This is a genomic window from Streptomyces lydicamycinicus, assembly GCF_000829715.2.
GTDB classification, from domain to species: Bacteria; Actinomycetota; Actinomycetes; order Streptomycetales; family Streptomycetaceae; genus Streptomyces; species Streptomyces lydicamycinicus.
Genome location: NZ_BBNO01000005.1, coordinates 387,643 through 406,178, shown reverse-complemented (window position 1 = coordinate 406,178; position 18,536 = coordinate 387,643). Strand labels below are relative to the sequence as shown.

At 72.4% G+C, this 18,536-nt stretch carries 16 protein-coding genes; 8 read left to right on the top strand and 8 right to left on the bottom strand.

Annotated features, from left to right (window positions below; all coding sequences use genetic code 11):
• The first annotated feature begins 104 nt into the window (after positions 1 to 104).
• Positions 105 to 3,440 carry a S41 family peptidase gene (locus tag TU31_RS19500; RefSeq protein WP_042156675.1) on the top strand — a complete coding sequence of 1,112 codons (3,336 nt, stop codon included), beginning with the start codon at positions 105 to 107 and terminating at the stop codon, positions 3,438 to 3,440.
• 22 nt (positions 3,441 to 3,462) lie between these two features.
• Here the strand turns inward: TU31_RS19500 and TU31_RS19495 are convergent, their stop codons facing one another.
• A complete protein-coding gene (locus TU31_RS19495) occupies positions 3,463 to 4,446 on the bottom strand; it encodes an RICIN domain-containing protein (protein ID WP_042156674.1) in 984 nt (327 codons plus the stop codon).
• Between the two features lie 238 nt (positions 4,447 to 4,684).
• On the opposite strand from TU31_RS19495, the gene TU31_RS19490 reads away from it, so the two are divergent.
• Positions 4,685 to 5,302, top strand: a complete 618-nt coding sequence (locus tag TU31_RS19490; protein WP_042156278.1) for a L,D-transpeptidase — start codon at positions 4,685 to 4,687, stop codon at positions 5,300 to 5,302.
• Positions 5,303 to 5,532: 230 nt separating this feature from the next.
• Entirely contained in the window at positions 5,533 to 6,162 is a 630-nt protein-coding gene (locus TU31_RS19485; RefSeq protein ID WP_042156276.1) for a hypothetical protein, read from the top strand.
• A gap of 87 nt (positions 6,163 to 6,249) precedes the next feature.
• Here the strand turns inward: TU31_RS19485 and TU31_RS19480 are convergent, their stop codons facing one another.
• From TU31_RS19480 to TU31_RS19465, 4 genes are all read right to left on the bottom strand, one after another.
• Positions 6,250 to 6,507 (bottom strand): hypothetical protein, encoded by a 258-nt coding sequence (locus TU31_RS19480; protein ID WP_042156274.1) that lies wholly within the window; start codon positions 6,505 to 6,507, stop codon positions 6,250 to 6,252.
• A 127-nt stretch (positions 6,508 to 6,634) separates the two neighbouring features.
• A complete protein-coding gene (locus TU31_RS19475; protein WP_042156272.1) occupies positions 6,635 to 7,516 on the bottom strand; it encodes an SDR family oxidoreductase in 882 nt (293 codons plus the stop codon).
• Positions 7,513 to 8,490 (bottom strand): alpha/beta fold hydrolase, encoded by a 978-nt coding sequence (locus TU31_RS19470; protein WP_042156270.1) that lies wholly within the window; start codon positions 8,488 to 8,490, stop codon positions 7,513 to 7,515. Before TU31_RS19470 ends, TU31_RS19475 begins: the two co-directional genes overlap by 4 nt.
• Positions 8,487 to 10,010, bottom strand: coding sequence for a flavin-containing monooxygenase (locus tag TU31_RS19465; protein ID WP_042156268.1), 1,524 nt, complete (start codon positions 10,008 to 10,010; stop codon positions 8,487 to 8,489). Before TU31_RS19465 ends, TU31_RS19470 begins: the two co-directional genes overlap by 4 nt.
• 219 nt (positions 10,011 to 10,229) lie before the next feature.
• On the opposite strand from TU31_RS19465, the gene TU31_RS19460 reads away from it, so the two are divergent.
• On the top strand, positions 10,230 to 11,036 hold the full coding sequence (locus tag TU31_RS19460; protein WP_245698605.1) for a MerR family transcriptional regulator: 807 nt from the start codon (positions 10,230 to 10,232) through the stop codon (positions 11,034 to 11,036).
• A 25-nt stretch (positions 11,037 to 11,061) separates the two neighbouring features.
• On the opposite strand, the gene TU31_RS19455 is transcribed toward TU31_RS19460, so the two are convergent.
• Positions 11,062 to 12,969, bottom strand: coding sequence for an AfsR/SARP family transcriptional regulator (locus TU31_RS19455; protein WP_245698604.1), 1,908 nt, complete (start codon positions 12,967 to 12,969; stop codon positions 11,062 to 11,064).
• A gap of 416 nt (positions 12,970 to 13,385) precedes the next feature.
• Between TU31_RS19455 and TU31_RS19450 the strand changes: the two genes are divergently transcribed.
• A complete protein-coding gene (locus tag TU31_RS19450) occupies positions 13,386 to 13,907 on the top strand; it encodes a hypothetical protein (RefSeq protein ID WP_042156261.1) in 522 nt (173 codons plus the stop codon).
• A gap of 224 nt (positions 13,908 to 14,131) precedes the next feature.
• Here TU31_RS19450 and TU31_RS38065 read toward each other — a convergent pair whose 3' ends face one another.
• Positions 14,132 to 14,899: a DUF6333 family protein gene (locus TU31_RS38065; protein WP_042156259.1), complete on the bottom strand. Its 768-nt coding sequence runs from the start codon at positions 14,897 to 14,899 to the stop codon at positions 14,132 to 14,134.
• Between the two features lie 100 nt (positions 14,900 to 14,999).
• The gene (locus tag TU31_RS19440; protein ID WP_042156257.1) at positions 15,000 to 15,803 is read right to left on the bottom strand and encodes an exodeoxyribonuclease III; all 804 of its coding nucleotides are present in this window, start codon (positions 15,801 to 15,803) and stop codon (positions 15,000 to 15,002) included.
• Between the two features lie 143 nt (positions 15,804 to 15,946).
• On the opposite strand from TU31_RS19440, the gene TU31_RS19435 reads away from it, so the two are divergent.
• The 3 genes from TU31_RS19435 to TU31_RS19425 all read left to right on the top strand — a co-directional run bounded on the left by TU31_RS19435 (position 15,947) and on the right by TU31_RS19425 (position 18,508).
• Positions 15,947 to 16,432 carry a GNAT family N-acetyltransferase gene (locus TU31_RS19435; RefSeq protein ID WP_042156255.1) on the top strand — a complete coding sequence of 162 codons (486 nt, stop codon included), beginning with the start codon at positions 15,947 to 15,949 and terminating at the stop codon, positions 16,430 to 16,432.
• Positions 16,433 to 16,565: 133 nt separating this feature from the next.
• Positions 16,566 to 17,495, top strand: a complete 930-nt coding sequence (locus TU31_RS19430; protein WP_042156252.1) for an ABC transporter ATP-binding protein — start codon at positions 16,566 to 16,568, stop codon at positions 17,493 to 17,495.
• Positions 17,492 to 18,508 (top strand): ABC-2 membrane transporter-related protein, encoded by a 1,017-nt coding sequence (locus tag TU31_RS19425; RefSeq protein WP_042156249.1) that lies wholly within the window; start codon positions 17,492 to 17,494, stop codon positions 18,506 to 18,508. The genes TU31_RS19430 and TU31_RS19425 overlap by 4 nt, the downstream gene beginning before the upstream one ends.
• Positions 18,509 to 18,536 lie beyond the last annotated feature (28 nt).

Sequence of the window (18,536 nt, the reverse complement as noted above, 5' to 3'; positions counted from 1 at the left end):
CCGCTTGCTCGTCCCGAAACGATGGGTGCGTGAGCGATGCACCCGAGGCCGTCGGGCCGCGCCCGGAGCCACACCCCGCCAAGCCTCGCGGGCGGCTGCGCCGCATGCCGGCCCGGCCGGACCCGCCCGGCGGCTCATATCTGCGCTTTCCGCATCTGCACGGCGAGCTGCTCTGCTTCGCCGCCGAGGACGACCTGTGGATCGCCCCGCTCGCCCCGGACGGCGCGGAACCCGGCCGCGCCTGGCGGCTGACCGTGGACCGCACCCGCGTCGGCCACCCCCGCTTCTCCCCCGACGGGCAGCAGATCGCCTTCACCACCTGGCGCAGCCTCGACCCCGAGGTCCATGTCGCGGCGGTCGAGGGCGGCCCGGCTCGCCGGCTGACGTACTGGGGCAGCACCGACGCCCGGGTCTGCGGCTGGACGCCCCCCGACCACGAGGGCCAGTCCCACATCCTCGCGGTCTCCTCGCACGGCCAGCCGTTCTCGTACTACTCGTGGGCCTACAGCCTCCCCACCGACGGCAGCCCCGGCGGTCAGCTGCCCTGGGGGCCGGTCTCCGACATCGCGGTCGCCGACATCGACGGGGAGCACCGCACCCTGCTGCTGAGCGGCAAACCACCGCACGAGCCCGCCTCCTGGAAGCGCTACCGCGGCGGTGCGATGGGCAGGATGTGGCTGCACGGCACCCGGCTGCTGCCGGATCTGTACGGGCATCTCGACTCGGTGATGTTCGTCGGCGGCCGGGTCGCGTTCCTCTCCGACCACGAGGGCATCGCCAACGTCTACTCCTGTCTGCCCGACGGCACCGATCTGCGCCGCCACACCGACCACGCCGACTTCTACGCCCGGCACGCCTCGACCGACGGCGAGCGGATCGTCTACCAGTGCGCCGGTGACCTCTGGCTGGTCGACGACCTCGGCCCGGACGCGGTACCGCGCAAGCTGGCGGTGCGCCTGGGCGGTCCGCGGGCCGGCCGGCGCAGCTACCAGGTCCCGGCCGCCGCGCATGTCACCGCGCTCGCGGTGGACGCGACCGGGCGGGCCAGCGCGGTCGGCGTCCGCGGCAGCCTGTACTGGCTCACCCACCGCGACGGCCCGGCCCGGACCATCCATGACGTCCCGGGCGTACGGGTCCGGCTCCCCGAAATGCTGGGCGACAGCGGGCGGATCGCCTATGTCACCGACGCCGAGGGCGAGGACGCGATCGAGATCACCAACCTGCCGCGGGCCAGCGCGCCGGGCGAGCCGCGCCGGCTGGCCGCCGGTGAGCTGGGCCGGGTCCAGGAGATGACCGCCGCCCCGGACGGGGAACGGCTGGCGGTGGCCGCGAACGACGGCCGGCTGCTGCTGGTGGACGTGGCCCGGCCCGAGGAAGGGGCGGGCGAGGAGGAGACCGCCTCCGGCGGGGTCACCGAGCTGATCCGCTCCGTCAACGGCCCGGTCCGCGATCTGGCGTTCTCCCCCGACTCCCGCTGGCTGACCTGGTCGCACCCCGGCATCGGCCGCTCGCTGCGGCAGATCAAGATGGCCCGGCTGGCCGACCGGCACATCGTGGATGTCACCAACGGCCGGTTCGAGGACGAGCAGCCGGTGTTCACCCGCGACGGCCGCTATCTGGCGTTCCTTTCCTGGCGCGGCTTCGACCCGGTCTACGACGTGCACACCGGCGATCTGTCGTTCCCGCTGGGCTGCCGCCCCCATCTCGTCCCGCTGTCGTCGGCGACCCCGTCCCCCTTCGCACTGTCCCCGGAGGGCCGGCCGGCCGCGGGCGGCCTGGACCCGGACGAGATTCCGCCGGCCGGTGAGGGGCCGCTGCTGGTCGAGGTGGAGGGGCTGGAGAACCGGGTCACGCCGTTCCCGGTGGCGGCGTCCAAGTACTCCTCCCTGGAGCCGGTCAGCGGCGGCGGGCTGGTCTGGCTGCGCTGGCCGATCTCGGGTGCGCTGGGCGAGACCTTCGCCAACCCGGCCGAGACCTCGGGCCGTCCCACCCTCGAACACTTCGATCTGACCAAGGCCCGGCGCACCGAACTCACCAGCTCCCTGGACGGGTTCGCGCTCAGCGGCGACGGCTCCCGGCTGGTCGTCAACGACGAGGGCGAGCTGCGCGCGGTGCCGGCGACCGAGCAGCCGGACAGCGACACCACGGTCTTCCTGGACCTGCGGCGCATCCTGCACGACGTCGATCCGGTGGCGGAGTGGCACCAGGCGTTCGAGGAGGCGGGCCGGATCACCCGGGCGTACTTCTGGGAGCCGCGGATGTGCGGCATCGACTGGGACGCGGTGCTGGCGCAGTACCGTCCGCTGCTCGACCGGGTCGCCTCCCCCGACGAGTTCGCCGATCTGCTGCGCGAGGTGATGGGCGAACTGGGGACCTCGCACGCCTATGTCACCGGCGCCCGGCGCAACGAGGGGCCGCCGCACTACCAGCGCGCCATGGGTCTGCTCGGCGCCAACCTGGTGCGCCGGGACGGCCGTTGGGTGGTCACCCGGATCCTGCCCGGTGAGTCCTCGGACTCCAAGGCCCGTTCCCCGCTGGCCGGTACGGGCATCCGCGAGGGCACCGCGCTCACCCATGTCGACGGCCGTCCGGTGGACCCGGTGACCGGCCCCTATCCGCTGCTGGCCGCGGCCGGCGGCACCACCGTCGAGCTCACCTTCTCCCCGCCGGACGGCGACGGTCCGGCCCGCCGGGTCGCGGTGGTCCCGCTGATCGACGAACGGCCGCTGCGCTACCAGGACTGGGTGGCCAAACGCCGGGCGGTGGTACGGGAGTTGAGCAGCGGCCGGTGCGGCTATCTGCACATCCCCGACATGGGCGGCTCCGGCTGGGCACAGTTCAACCGCGATCTGCGGATGGAGGTCTCCCGGCCCGCACTGATCGTGGACGTCCGGGGCAACGCGGGCGGCAACATCTCCGAGCTGGTGATCGAGAAGCTGACCCGCACCATCATGGGCTGGGACCTGACCCGGGACGCCGAGCCCGTCTCGTACACCAGCAACGCGCCGCGCGGCCCGGTCGTGGCGGTCGCCGACGAAATGACCTCCTCCGACGGCGACATGATCACGGCGGCCTTCAAGCTCCAGGGCCTCGGCCCGGTGGTCGGCATGCGCACCTGGGGCGGGGTGGTCGGGATGACCGGCCGCCACCGGCTCGCCGACGGCACCGCGATCACCGTCCCGATGAACGCCGCGTGGTTCCGGCTCTACGGCTGGGGCGTGGAGAACCACGGCGTCGAGGTCGACATCGAGGCGCTGCGCTCCCCGCTGCACTGGGCCGAGGGCCGGCATCCCCAGCTGGGCGTCGCGATCCGTACGGCGCTGGAGCTGCTGGAGCGGCATCCGGCGGCGATGCCTCCGGATCTGTCGGACGTGCCGGACCTGCGGCGGCCGCCGTTGCCGCCGCGGAGCGGAGGCGCGGCCGAGGCGGTCGGCGCCTGACACCGGCGGGCCCCGGGCCGCCTCACCGTGGGCCGATCAGGAATTTCTGGTCGTCCGCCCCTGTGCAGGGCCGGGCGAGGGCGGTGGCGCCGGGCCCTCCGCCGCCGACGGTGACGCACCGGCCGGCGTCGTCACCGCTCAGCCGCAGCCGGTACGCCGCCCCGCCGGCCGCCGCCCGCCCACCGGCCGGCTCGACCCGGAACAGCTGCGCGGGCCCGCCCGCCGTGCAGTCGTCCCACGGCTCCAGCAGCCCCGCCAGTGCGGGCTCGCTCAGCAGGACCAGACAGCCCTTGCCCCGGTCGGGGTGGGTCCACTGGATGCGGTGGCGCCCGGCGCCGGCTGCGGTGAGATGCGTCTGCGGCGGCACGGCCTGCGCACAGGGCCGCTGCACGGCGACCGTGCGGTACTGACGCGCCCGCAGCACCCGGCCGTCCGTCAGACACAGGTCCGGATCCCGCAGCGGACGGATCCGGACCTCACCCGTGGGCAGCGGCGACCGCGCCACGGCCTGGGGCGGGGCGGTGCCGTCCCCGGTCAGCAGCGGTATGCCGGCGGCGAGCAGCAGCGCCACCAGGGCGGCGGCGCCGCTCAGCAGCACCCGGCGCCGGCGGTACGGGCCGGGGCGCGGGGTGCCCGGCACGGTGGCGCCGCCGGGTGACTCGTCCGCCTCCGGTGCCTCCCCGGCATCCGGCGGCTCCTGGGCGCGGGCCGCCGCCCGCTCCTCGATGCCCTGCCGCGCCGCGAGCCAGGTATCGACCTCACCGTCCGCGCAGCCGCAGGCCCGGAGGAACACGGCGAGGAGTTCGGCCCGCGGCAGGGTGCGCCGGCCCAGGACATCGGCCAGGGTGCTGCGGGCCAGCACCTCGCCCCGTTCCGCCGCCCGCTGTTCGAGCTGACGGTAGGTCAATCCTGACTGTTCCTTGAGCTGTTGCATCAGCCCGACGAGTGCGACCGCGTCCTCGGCCGCCGCCGGATCCAAGCCGCCTAAGCCCCCCGTGCTCTTCATGCGGGCCATTGAACCGCCGCCGGGCCACGGCCACAACACCGTCCCCGTCACTCCGCACAGCGTCCGACACCCCTCCGGACAAGCCGCCGCCCCCCGTCCGAACTGCCCGGACATCGCCGGGGTGTCCGGGCCCCCGGATTCCCCTTGCCGGACAGCCGCGGCCCCAGCAACGTCGTGTCCTGCCCGGCCGGCATCGCCCCACACACCAACGGCTCACCACACAACGGGAGATACTCCGATGGGAATCCGTCACCGGTTCATTCCGCTCGCCGCCGCACTGGCGCTCACCGGCGGCCTCGCCGCCGCCGAGGCGGCCCCCGCGCTCGCCGCCCACCCGGCGTCCGGGCAGTCCGCAGCGGGCGGAACGTACCTCTACTTCAACAAGAACCAGAGCAACCCGAGCAACTCGCGGCTCTACCTGATGAAGAGCATTCCGAACGCCAAGGACAAGGTGCTGGCCAAGTACCGCGCGGGCTCCGGCAACGGCGGGCGCAACGCCAGGAACGAGTGCGCGAGCATGCAGGGCTGGCTGCCCAACGGCAGCTACCGGGTACTGGCACACACCGAGCGCCACAACGGCGGGGCCCGGGGCATCAACGGCTATGCGATCCACGTCCAGGACAAGGTGTGCAAGAACGGCCGGACCAAGCGGACCGAGCTGTTCGTACACAGCGAGATGAACGTCAACGGCACCCAGGGCGCCCGGCAGCCCGGCCGGGACAACCCCTACCGCTGGGACGGCGTCCGGGACTACTACTCGCTGGGCTGCATCAAGCTCACCCCGGCCCACATCAAGAACCTCTTCTCCAGGGCCGCGCACTACGGCTGGCCGAAGCGGCTCAAGGTCGTCAGCTGACCGGTTCCGGCGGCCGGCCGGCGCTGACCGACGCCGCCTGACCGCCGCCACCTGACCAACGCCGCATGACCGGACCGGGACCCAACTGACCTGCACGGACAGCCGGGTTCCGGTCCGAGACAGCTGATCACCTTCCGGTTACGTGCTCATCACATGGGGGTCATAGCGTTCCCGGGCCGGGGCATCCGCACGAGCCCCGGCAACACCCCCACCGCAACGGAGATACACCCATGGGAATCCGTCACCGGATCGTGCTGCCGGCCGCCGTGCTGGCTCTGGCCGGCGGCCTGGCCGCCACCGCAGCCGCCCCCGCGCTTGCCGCCCAGCCGGCGTCCGGGCAGACCACCGCAGCGGCCGCGGCCGACGGTACCTACCTCTACTTCAACAAGAACCAGAGCGACCCGGGCAACTCGCGGCTCTCCCTGATGAAGAGCGTTCCGGATGCCAAGGACGAGGTGCTCGCCACGTACCGCGCGGGCTCCGGCGACGGCGGCCGCAACGGCACGGACGAGTGCGCCGGTTCGCAGGGCTGGCTGCCCAACGGCAGCTACCGGGTGCTGGCCCACGACGCTCACTACAACGGCGGGGACTTCGGGGTCAACGGCAAGGTGATACACGTCGAGGACAAGGTCTGCGAGAACGGCCGGACCAAGCGCGCCGAGCTGTTCGTGCACAGCGAGATGTGGCCCGAGGGCAGCCAGGCGTCCCGTCAGCCCGGTAAGGACAGCCCCTACCGCTGGGACGGCCCCGATGACTACCGCTCACTGGGCTGCATCAAGCTGAAGCCGGCGGACATCAACAACCTCTTCACCAAGGCCGGGCAGGCCGGCTGGCCGACGAAGCTCAAGGTCGTCAGCTGACATGCGGTGGGGCGCACCCGGTCGACCGGGTGCGCCCCTCACGCATGGCGCGTACGTCGCCGCGCGTGGTGTTCAGGACGTGCCACGTCAGCTCTGGAAGCGGCCCTCGGCGGCGTCCATCGCGTCCTGGGCCGGGCGGCGGCCCTGCTGGCGGTCACGGGGCTGCTGGCCACGGTCCTGGCCACCCTGACGCCGGTCGCTCTCGCGCTCCGGGCGCTGACCGCCACGCTCCTGGTCCTGGCGCTGACCGCGCTCGTGACCCTGCTCGCGAGCGTCGCCCATGGCCTTGTGCGCCTGGTCCTTGAGCTCGTTGGCCTTGTCCTGGAACTGGTCCTTGATGCCCATGCTGTTCACTCCTAGTGGGGTGTAAGGGGGGTTTTGGCCCCGATTCAGCGTGACACGCCCGGACATTGCTCGCATTTCGATCACGATTGACTACGGTCCGTGAGGATCGCCGCTCATCGGCGGCGGCTCACCGGTCCGCCCGTGCCTTCTCGTCGGCCACGCCGCCGGCACCCAGCAGACCGACCCGCAGCCCCTCCAGCCGGTCCCCGAAGCGCCGCATCTCCCGCTGGCCCACCGTCCCGATGAGCGCGGGCAGATATCCCCGGACCGACTGCATCCCGCGCAGCCACCACTGCCCGTAGACATGCGCCGAGCGGCGCTCGATGCCCGCGACGATCCGGTCGACGGCGGGGCCCAGCGGATAGGTCTTGTTCGACGGCCAGGGCAGCCGGGAGCGCAGCTCGCGCATGAGGTCGTCCTGGTCGGCGCCCCGCACCATGTCGGTGTCCGTCCAGCTCAGATAGCCGACGCCGACCCGTACGCCCCGGTGGCCGACCTCGGCGCGCAGGCTATGCGCGAAGGCCTCGACACCCGACTTGGACGCGCAGTACGCGGTCATCATCGGCGCCGGGGTGATCGCGGCCAGCGAGGCGATCTGGAGGAAGTAGCCGCGGGACGCCGTGAGGAGGGGCAGGAAGGCCCGGCCGGTGACCGCGCCCCCGATGAGGTTGACCTCGATGACCCGCTTCCAGGCGACCGGGTCGGAGCCGGCGAACGGGCCGCCGCTCGCCACCCCGGCGTTGGCGACGACCACATCGACCTTGCCGAAGCGGTCCTTGACCTCGCCCGCGACCCGGGCCATCGTTTCGTGATCGGTGACATCGGCGTGCCAGTGGTGCGCCGGGCCGTGCAGCCCGGCCGCCACCCCGCGCAGCTCGTCCGGCTCCAGCCCCACCAGTGCCAGCGTCGCCCCGCGCGCCGACAGCTTGCGGGCCAGCAGCGCACCGACCCCGCGCGCCGCACCCGTCACCACCACGACCTGCCCGGCCAGACTCCTGCTCGCGCTCATACCGTCTTCTCCTTCTTCTGCCGGGTGCCATCGGGGACTTCGGTGGTCGCGGCGGTGCCGGTGCCGCGCAGATGGTCCTGTACGAGTGCGCGCAGCCGTCCGGAGACCGCGCCGGGGTCTTCGATCGGCGTCATGTGCCCCAGGCCCGGCAGCTCGGTCAGCCCGCGGAAGTCGGGCAGGACGGAGGCCAGCCGACGGGCCTGCACCGGCGGGGTGAGCCGGTCGGCGGTGCCCGTGAGGACCGCGGTCGGCAGCTCCAGCCGGGCGGCGCCACCGGTCAGTTCGAGGCCGTCGAGCACCGTGCCCCAGCGGGCCCGTACCGCCGTCGGGCAGCCGTGCACGATGCGGGCACAGGCCTCGATCTGCTCGGCGGTGGCGCCCGGCCCCATCGTGGCGTACTTCAGGGCGCTCCGGGTGAGCGGCGATACGGGGCCGAGCGGGGCCCGTGAGCGCAGCATCAGCCGGTGCGCGCGCCGGCGGCCCCGCGGGCTGCGCAGCGGGAATACCCGTGATTCGGCGGGCAGATCGGCGCTGCCGGTGCTGCACAGCAGCGCGGCCGCGGCGCGCTCGCGCAGCTGGGGCCGCTCGGCGGCAGCCATGATCGTCATGCCGCCCATGGAGTGGCCGCCCAGCACGGCGCGTTCGCCCGTCTCCAGGGTCGCCTCCAGTACGGCGACCAGGTCGTCGGCGAGGGCATGGGTGCTGTGGCCCGCCGGGCCGACGGCGGGGCTGCGGCCGTGGCCGCGCTGGTCGTAGACGACGACCTTGTGGTCGGTGGCCAGCTCGCGGACGACCGGGGCCCAGAAGGCGGTCGAGCAGGTCCAGCCGTGCGCGAGGACGACGGCGGGGGCGGACTCGGGGCCGTGGATCTCGGCGTACAGCCGGGCGCCGTCGGCCGAGGTGACGGTCCGGGTCGTGCGCGGCACCGGCGGGGCGTACGGACCGCTGGTGACGTGGGCGGGCCGGCGGCTCATGCGGCCACCTCCGCACGCTCGCCGGTGCTCTTGCCCGCGGCCTTCGGGGGCCGCAGCACCTCGTACTCCGCGAGGTCGACCTGCCGGGTGACCTTCTTGAACTCCCCGGTGGTGCCCGGCCAGACGGTGGTGTTGCGACCGTTGGCGTCCAGATACCAGCTGTCGCAGCCGCCGGTGTTCCACACCGTGCGGGTCATCCGCTGCTGGACCTTGCGGTTCCAGTCCCGGACGGCGGACGGCCGGGCGTCGAGTGCGATCTTCCCGCCGAGGACGTCCAGCTGGCGCATGAAGTCGGCCAGGTAGTTCAGCTGCGCCTCGATCATCAAGATCATCGAGCTGTTCCCGAGGCCGGTGTTGGGCCCGATGATGGTGAGGAAGTTGGGGAAGCCGGCCGCGCTGGCACCGCGCAGCGCCTCCATGCCGTCCTTCCACTCCTCGGCCAGCGTCGTGCCGTGGGCACCCGTGACGCGCTGCGCGATCGGCATATCGGTCACATGGAACCCGGTGCCGAAGACGATCGCATCGGCCTCCGCCTCGCTCCCGTCGGACCCGACGAGGGTGCTGCCGCGGACCTCCGTCAGCCCCGCGGCGACCAGGTCCACATTCGGCTGCGCCAGGGCCGGGTAGTAGGTGTTGGAGAGCAGGATGCGCTTGCAGCCGATGCGGTAGTCGGGGGTCAGCGCGGCCCGCAGCGCCGGGTCCTTGACGGCCTTCTTCATATGGTTCCGGGCCAGGAACTCGATCAGGCCCAGCTCATTGGGGCGCTTGGTGAAGGCGCTGACCTGCATTTCCCGGAGGCCCCACAGCAGCCCGCGGCGCGCGGCCCGGGTGGCCGGGACCTTGGTGTGCAGCCATTTCTCGGCCGCGCTGATCTTGCGGTCGGCGCGCGGCAGCACCCAGGGCGGGGTGCGCTGGAAGAGCGTGAGGCGCTCCACGTCCGGCTGGATGGCGGGCACGATCTGGATCGCCGAGGCGCCCGTACCGATCATGGCGACACGCTTGCCGCGCAGGTCGTAGTCGTGGTCCCAGCGGGCGGAGTGCGAGACCTTGCCGGGGAAGGTGTCCAGCCCGGGAATATCGGGCACCTTGGGGTCCGACAGCGGCCCGGTCGCCGACACCACCACATCGGCGGTCAGCGGCCCGCTCGCCGTCTCCAGCTCCCAGTGCAGCGCGTCCCCGTTCCACCGCAGGGCGCGCACCTCCGAGTTGAAGCGGAGGTGCGGCCGCAGCCCGAAGGTGTCGGTGACCCGCTCCAGGTACGCGCGGATATGCGGCTGCCCGGAGAAGTTGCGCGGCCACTCCGGGTTGGGCGCGAAGGAGAAGGAGTACAGGTGCGAGGGCACATCGCACGCACATCCCGGATAGCTGTTGTCCCGCCAGGTGCCGCCCACCGCACCGGCCCGCTCCAGGACCACGAAGTCGGTGATCCCCTGGCGCCGCAGCCGGACCGCCGCCCCCAGACCACCGAAGCCCGATCCGATCACCGCAACCCGCACATGCCCGCGCTCGCGCTCGGCCATCCCGCCGCCTCCCGAGTTCGACGTTCTTCCCTGCCATCTTCGGTGCCATGACCTTCGGCGTCACAGCCGCCCGCCCAACTGCGCCAGCAATCACTGGCGCAATGGGAGCGTAGGGCAGCCACGTACCGAGCGGTAGGGGGCGGGCGGCAGGAAGTTACCGCCGGTCGCACGCCGCTCGTACGCCGGACCCGCGTCGCACCCCCGGCATAGGCTGAGTCCGTGGCAGCGAACGAGAACCCCCAGGACGAGCGGACGGAGCCCGCGGGCCACCCCGCCGCGCGCGAATTGCGCATGGCCGACCTGGCCGAGGAAGCCGGCATCACGGTCCGTACGCTGCGCTTCTACCGCGAGCGCAAGCTCATCCCGCCGCCGCGCCGCGAGGGCCGGATCGCCTGGTACAACGAGCACCATCTCGCCCGGCTGCGCACCATCGGCGCCCTCCTGGAGCGCGGCCACACCCTCGGCGGCATCGCCGAGCTCCTCTCGGCCTTCGACAACGGCCGCGATGTGGGCGAACTCCTCGGCCTGGAGAACCCCCTGGTCCCGGCCTGGTCCGAGGAGACCCCGGTCCGCCTCACCCCCGAGGAACTCGCCGACCACTTCAGCGAGGACATCACCGCCGAGAACCTCAGCACGTCCCTGGACCTCGGCTATCTCGCCGTCGACGGCGACGAGTTCGTCCACATCAGCCGCCGCCTCCTGGACGCCTCCACCGAACTCGTCCACCAGGGCATCCCGTTGGCCGCCGTGCTGGAAGCCGGCCGCCAGGTGCGCGCCCACGCCGACGCCCTCGCCGATGTCTTCACCGGCCTCATCCGCACCCACCTCCTCTCCGACGTCCTCAGCCGCATCGCGGCGTGCGAGGACGTCGGCCCCCAGGAGGTCGACCACATCGGCGAGACCATCGAAAAGCTCCGCCCGCTCACCAAGGGCGTGGTCGAGGCCGAGCTCTCCATGGCCATGGACCGCCGGGTCCGGGCCGAGCTGGCGCAGTGGCGGCGCGAGGAGGGGCGCCAGGAGCAGTGACCGCGGGCCGCCGGGCGGCCGCGGCTCAGTACCGCCCCGGCCCGTAGCGCGCCGTGTGGTCGCGCAGCCGCTGCCGGGCCAGGTCCCGCTCGGTCGGTGTCTCCTCGACCGCGACGAGCTGCTCGGCATAGATGCGCACCAGATCGGTCCGTACGTAGGACCCCTGCGGCTGCTCCTCGACCAGGTGCGCGTCACCCAGTTCGGCGAGGTGGCGGTGGGTGCGGTCCAGATCGCGGCCGGCCAGTGCCGCGGCGGTGGGCGCGTCCACGTCCGGGCCGGGGTGCAGCCCGAGGAGGCGGAACAGCCGGGCGGCCCCGCTCGACAGCGCGCGATAGCTGAGATAGAGGCTGGTCTCCACCGCCAGGTCGGCGTCGTGCGCGGACAGCTCCTGGAGCCGGCGCCGCTCATCGGCCAGCTTCGCCGTCCAGTGCCCCAGCGACCAGTCCGGGTGCGCCATCAGCCGGGCCGCGGCGATCCGCAGCGCCAGCGGCAGTCTGTCGCACCGCTCGACGAGCGCCCTCGCGGCGTCCCGGTCCGCCGCGACACGGAACCGGCCCAGCACGTTGTCCAGCAGCTCCAGGGCGTCCTCCGTGGCGAACGGCCCGACCGTGAGCAGGGCCGCCCCGTCGCGGACCACCAGCCCGCTCAGCCGCCGCCGGCTGGTCACCACCGCCAGACAGCCCGGTGTCGCGGGCAGCAGCGGGCGCGCCTGCTCGGCCGTGCCGGCGTTGTCCAGCACGACGAGCATCCGCCGGCCGGCCAGCAGCGAGCGGTACAGCGCCGAGCGCTCCGCCAGGGTTTCGGGGATCCTTGCCTCCGGCACCCCCAACGCCCGCAGGAACATGGCCAGTACGGTGGCCGGCCGCATCGGGGGACGCTCCAAGCCCCGCAGGTCGGCGAAGAGCTGCCCGTCGGGGAACTCGTCCTTGTGGGAGTGCGCCCAGTGCACCGCCAGCGTGGTCTTGCCGGTCCCTCCGGCGCCCGTGAGCACCACACAGTCCGGCCGCGGCAGCCGGTCCAGCTGCTGGTCCAGCGCGACAATCTCCCGCACCCGGCCGCAGAAGTCGGCTATACGGGGCGGAAGTTGGGCCACGGCCGGGGGCGGTGACGACGGGAAGCCGGAGCCGTACGGGGCGGCGGGGCCGGGCCCCGGGCCGGGGCCGGAGCGCGGACGGGAGCCGTGACCCGGGCCGGGGCCGGGGCCGGAGCCCGGACGCGGGCCGGAACCGGAACCGGGGCCGGAACCGGGACCGGGACCGGCCGGCGTACGACCGGCGTACGGCGGGGCGCTCGCGGGGTTCCCGTCCAGCACCGCCAGATAGGTCTCACGGAGGGCCGGGCCGGGATCGATGCCCAACTGGTCCTTCAGATGGCGTCGGGTGCGGTGATAGTGGTCGAGGGCCTCGGCCTGTCTGCCGCTCGCCTGAAGCGCGTGCATCAGCAGCGCGGTCAGCTCCTCGTGCAGCGGATGCTCCGCGAGCCAGGCCATCAGCTCCGTGACCAGCTCCCCGTACCGGCCGAGCAACAGCAGCTTGGCGCCGAGCTCCTGGAGCGCCGCCACCCTCGCCTGGGTCAGCCCGGCACCCAGTGCCCGCCGCACCCGTTCGCCGGGCACATCCGCCAGCGCCTCGCCCCGCCACAGCCCGAGAGCCTGGCGCAGCTTCGCGACGGCGGTCCGCGGCTCGGCCTCGCGGGCCCCCGACACCAGATACCGGAACCGGTTGACGTCCACCGCACACGGATCGGCGAGCAGCACATACCCCTGGCCGCGGGTGGCGATCTCGGCCTGTCCGACCAACAGCCGCCGCAAACGGTGCACATGGTTGTGGACCACACCTCTCGCCCTGGCCGGCGGGTCCGCGTCCCAGGCCAGGTCGATCATTCTGCCGACCGTGATCACCTGATTGACCTCGCTGATCAGAATCGCGGCCACGGTACGCAGGCGGCCCGTTCCGAGGCTCAGCAGTCGCCCATTGTTCACTTCGATTTCAACCGGCCCTAGTAGCCGCAACTGAACCATTGTGACCTCGATTTCACGCCGCCGATGCAGGCACGGCAAATCGCCTCTTTTTCCAGAAAGACCGCGGATGGGAACCTAGGGTTCCGTTTGCCTCGACCGCTCTCACTATGTGGACACCGTCAGCGAATTGACGGAATGTCAATGAAAAACGCGGGCTGTCGGCGGAGACCATGATCGCGATGTGAGCGGATCATGAGCGCCGTCTTGAAACATCACTTCCGTGCCGGCGACCGCCGCTTTCCCCCGCGGCCGTCCGGGCCACCTCTCCGGTCCCCTCCACCCGCACAGGGGACCGGAGAGGCATGCATCCGTACCCATCGAGGAGAACCATGTCCAAGAAGAACCTCGTGAAGAAGAGCCTTGCCACGGCGGCCCTGTGCGCCGCGCTGGCCGGCACGGCCGTCGCCTTCCCGGCGACCGCCTCGGCGGCGCCCGCGGCCCCCGCGGCCCCCGCCGCCACGGCCGGCGAGTCGCCGGTCAGCGTCGGTGCCAACGCGAACCTCAACATGAACGTCGACGTTCTCGGCATCGCCAACAAGATCGAGTCGTCGATCAAGACCGCGCAGAACCGTGAGGGCTTCGTCAAGAGCTTCATGGAGTCGGCGTTCTACGCGGCCGGCGGCAAGTACAACGTCATGGTCCACAACCTGAGCCAGCCGTACGAGGACCACTTCAACGGTGTGCAGTCGTTCGGCACCGCCACCTATGACGGTGTCGTCTACGGCATCTGGGTCTTCGAGGACGGCGAGTTCACGAACCAGGGCGACGGCGGCTACATCAACTGGGCCTTCCGCGGCATCTTCGAGCGTCCCGACAACGGTGGCTACGTGAAGTTCTCGCGCGTCTCCTGACGCAGCGGTCGCATCACCCCCCAGTGTGACGGCCCGCCGGAATCTCCGGCGGGCCGTTTTGCTGCTCGCGGCCGTCGCGGACAACCCCCACCGGCCTCTTGCGTGTCACCCGGCAGCGGGAAATGCCGCGCACCCCGCCACCGGGAATTCCCTCGGCGCCCCCGCACACGGGAATGCCCGGCGGAATCCGGCGTCTCCGGAAAGCGGGCCCGTGGGAGACCGGCTCACTTCCCGAGCCACACCTCGGCCAGGTCGCCCTGGGCGCTTTCCGAGCGCCTGACCCGGAAAAGGGACGCCCGCAAGTCCTGCTGGGTACTCCAGTCGATGTCGGCGAAGCCGCCGACGAAGAAGTCGGTGTAGCGGTCCCAGTCGCACCAGTCGATGTTGTCGGGTTCGTCGGGGTCGGTGTACGTGTTCCGCACCGTCGCGGGATCGATCCCGATGACCCGCAGCAGGTCCTCCGGGTCACCGGTGACCTCAAGGCCCTCGGCGTCGATCCACCCGCTGACGTCCAGCCGACGGCCCCCGGGCAGGTCCACCGCGTGCTGGCAGTAGGTGAGCCCGTAATCCATGGACATCGTCCCGACGATCCGGGCCTCCGGATGCAGCGCGCGCTGCACACCGATCTCCCCGTCCATTCCGCACCCCATGCCGTAGTCACCCAGCGCCGGATCGCTGATCCACACCAGGTCGCCCCAGCAGCCGACCGCGACATAGTCGAGGTCGGCCCGCATCTCCGGCTCCTCCAGGTCTGCGGTCCGGCGGACCGGCAGCTCCTCCAGGACCGCGTCGACGGTGCCCAGCGACTCGACGACGCGGCGGGCGCGTATGGGGTCGTGCGGTTTCGGAGTCCACGGAACGGCGGCTGCCGCCGGGTCGCGGAACGGGGGGAAGGACAAGGTCAGCAGGGTGGTGCTGCCCCGCCACGCCCTGACGAGATCGGGGTGGTCGACCCACGCGCCGTCGTATGTCTCGGCCTCTGTGTATCCCATGATCCGGACAATAACTGCGGCCACTGACAACGCAGTTGGGCCCGCGGGCCGGCCACCGCCGGCTCACCGGCTCCTGGAGCCCGTACGGCCCACCCGGGGCCTACCGGTCGAAGACGGCCGTCACGGGTGCGTGGTCGCTCCACCGCTGGTCATAGCTGGCCGCCCGCTCCACATACGCCTTCACCGCACGCGCGGCGAGACCGGGAGTGGCCATGGCGTAGTCGATCCGCCAGCCCGCGTCGTTGTCGAAGGCGCGGCCCCGGTACGACCACCACGAGTACGGGCCCTCGGTGTCCGGGTGCAGGGCGCGGACGACGTCCACGTAGCCGCCGCGGGTCCCGTCCAGGACGTCGGTCAGCCAGGCGCGCTCCTCCGGGAGGAAACCGGACTTCTTCCGGTTGGCCTTCCAGTTCTTCAGGTCGGCCTCCTGGTGCGCGATGTTCCAGTCACCGCACACCAGCACCTCACGGCCGTCCGCCGCGGCCCGCTTGCGCAGCCCGACCAGGTACGGCAGGAACTCCGCCATGAAGCGTTCCTTCTCGTCCTGCCGCTCCGTGCCGACCTCCCCGGAGGGGAGGTAGAGGCTGGCGACGGTCACACCGGGCAGGTCCGCCTCGACATAGCGACCGCTGGTGTCGAATTCCGCCGAGCCGAAGCCGATCCGGACCCGGTCCGGCTCCCGCCGGGTGTAGAGCGAGACGCCGGCCCGGCCCTTGGCGGCCGCCGGGGCGTGCACGGTGTACCAGCCCGCGGGCTCGCGCACCTCGTCCGGGAGCTGGGCGGTCTCGGCCCGGACCTCTTGCAGGCACAGCACATCCGCCGCGGTCTCCGCCAGCCACGGGACGAAGCCCTTCTTGGCAGCGGCACGCAGCCCGTTCACATTCACCGAGGTCACGGTGTACAAAACCCTCACCCAGCCCTTTCCCGGCCCCATCGCTTCACCTCGGGCCAGGGGTCAGGCTCCCATACCCCGGGCGCCCGGTCCTCGCGGCCCGCGGCCCCCGGCCTCATCGCACCCGGCGCCCGCCCGCCCGTACGCTTTCTGGAATGGAGATACGCCCCGTCCGCTATGACCACCCCGACGCGGTCGCCCTCGACGCGCTGGTGCAGCAGGAGTACGCCCGGCGCTACGGCGACGACGGCGACATCACCCCGCTCACCCCGGAGATGTTCACCCCGCCGCACGGCATGTATCTGATCGCGTACGACGGCACCCGCCCGCTGGCCACCGGCGGATGGCGGCGGCAGGAGGACGCGGCGGAGGGGTACGCGGTCGGCGACGCCGAGATCAAGCGGATGTTCGTGCTCCCGGAGGCGCGCGGACGGGGGCTGGCCCGGCGGATCCTGGCCGCCCTGGAGGCCGACGCACGGGCCGCGGGGCGCTCCCGGATGGTGCTGGAGACCGGGACCAAGCAGCCGGAGGCGCTGGAGCTGTACGCCTCCAGCGGCTATGTGATGGTCGAGAAGTTCGGTCTGTACCGGACGTATGAGGAGAGCCGCTGTATGGCGAAGGCGCTGGTGGCGGAGGGCTGAGGCAGCCGGGGCAGCCCGCCGTCCGGCGCGGGCGGAGGGCTGCCCCGCCACCCCCGCCCGCCCATTGTTGACATGCCTCCGTACCGCTCCCCATACTCATTCCACTAATGAACTAGCTAAAGGGGGGATCCGGGTGAGCGACCCGAGCCCATGGGCCATCGAGGCCGAAGGACTGGGGAAGAAGTACCGCCGCGGCTGGGCGCTGCGGGACTGCTCCTTCCGGCTCCCTGCGGGCCATATCTGCGCCCTCGTCGGCCCCAACGGCGCCGGCAAGAGCACCTTCCTGGGCACCGCGACCCGGCTGGTGCAGCCGACCACCGGCACGCTGAAGCTGTTCGGCGTCCCCGTCTCCGACCCGGCCGTGCTGTCCCGGGTCGCCTTCCTCGCCCAGGACAAGCCGCTCTACCCCCGCTTCACGGTGGCCGAGACGCTGCGGCTGGGCCGTGAGCTCAACCCGCGCTGGGACCAGGCGCTGGCCGAGCGCATCGTCCGGTCCGGCAAGGTGCCGCTCAGCGCCCGCATCGGCACCCTCTCGGGCGGCCAGCGCACCCGCGTCGCCTTCGCCCTCGCCTTCGGCAAGCGGCCCGAGCTGCTGCTGCTCGACGAGCCGATGTCCGACCTCGACCCGCTCGCCCGGCACGAGCTGTCCGGGCTGCTGATGGCCGAGGCCGCCGAACACGGCACGACCGTCCTGATGTCGTCCCACATGCTCTCCGAGATGGAGGTCATGTGTGACTACCTCCTCGTCCTCGCCGAGGGCCGGCTGCGGATGGCCGGCCTGACCGAGGACCTGATCCCCGCCCACCTGCTGGTGACGGGCGTCGCCGAGGGGGACGACGGGGTGCCCGGGGAACTGCGCCGGCACCACACCGTCGTCGAATCCCGGGTCACCGGGCGGCAGTTCAGCGCCCTGGTCCGCACCGGCGGCCCGCTCTCCGACAGCTGGGAGGTGCTGGCGCCGAGCATGGAGGAGGTCCTGCTGGCCTATCTGCGCGCGCCCGACGCCCCCACCCTCGTCATGGACGGGACCGGCGCCGACGGAGCGGAGGAAGCCGCGGCATGAGCACGACCGACACATCCGGCCCTACCGCCGCGGCCGAGGGGGGCGGCCCGGCCGGTACGGCCACCACCCGCCGCGGCCTGCTGCACGGCCTGCCCTGGCTGGTCTGGCGCCGGCACCGCACCCTCCTGCGCCTCACCCTGCTGGCCACCGTGGTGGGCTGCGCCGCCTTCGTCTACCAGCGCATCGGCGTACAGGACTTCCTGCACACCCAGGGCACCACGCCCGACCTCGACGGACGGCTGGTCACCGCGTTCCAGAACCGCTACGGCTCGGCGTTCGACAGCGACATCGCCCTGCTGCGGTACCTGCCCGTCGTCGTCGGCGTCTTCCTCGGCGCACCGCTGATCGGGGGCGAGCAGGAGCACGGCACCCTCAAGCTGGTCACCACCCAGTCGGTGAGCCGCGGCCGCTGGATCGCCGCCACGCTCGGGCTGCCGCTGGCCGTCACGGTGCTGTGCACCACCCTGCTGTCGGCCGTCTTCACCTGGCTGTGGGCCCCGGCCCACAAGCTGATCGCGACCGGCGACTGGCTGGCGGGCGGCCCCTTCGACAGCACCGGCCCCGTCCCGGTCGCCATGGCCCTGCTCCTGACCTCCTGCGGTATCGCCCTCGGCATGCTGATCAAGCGGGTGGTGCCGGCCATGGCGGCCACCGCCGTCCTCGCCACGGTCGGCGGTGTGCTCTGGGCCGAGCAGGTCCGGCCCCGGCTCGGCACCCTGCGCAGCGTCAGCTACCCGTACGACTCCGACAGCGGCCCCCGCCTGCCGTTCGACGCCGTACGGATGGACGACTGGGTGTCCACCGCGGACGGCAAGCTCTATGGCTTCGGCACCTGCGTCAACGGCGACGCCGAGGCCTGCCGGGCCAAGCTGGGCATCGTCAACCGGGTGACCCAGTACTTCGACTACGAGCAGATGGCCGGGATGCAGTGGCGGGGCGCGGGGATTCTGCTGGCGCTGGCCGTCGTGGTGCTGGCGTTCGTCGTGTGGCGGGCACACCGGCGGCCGCTCTGAACGGGCAGCCACGCGACGGCCGGTACGG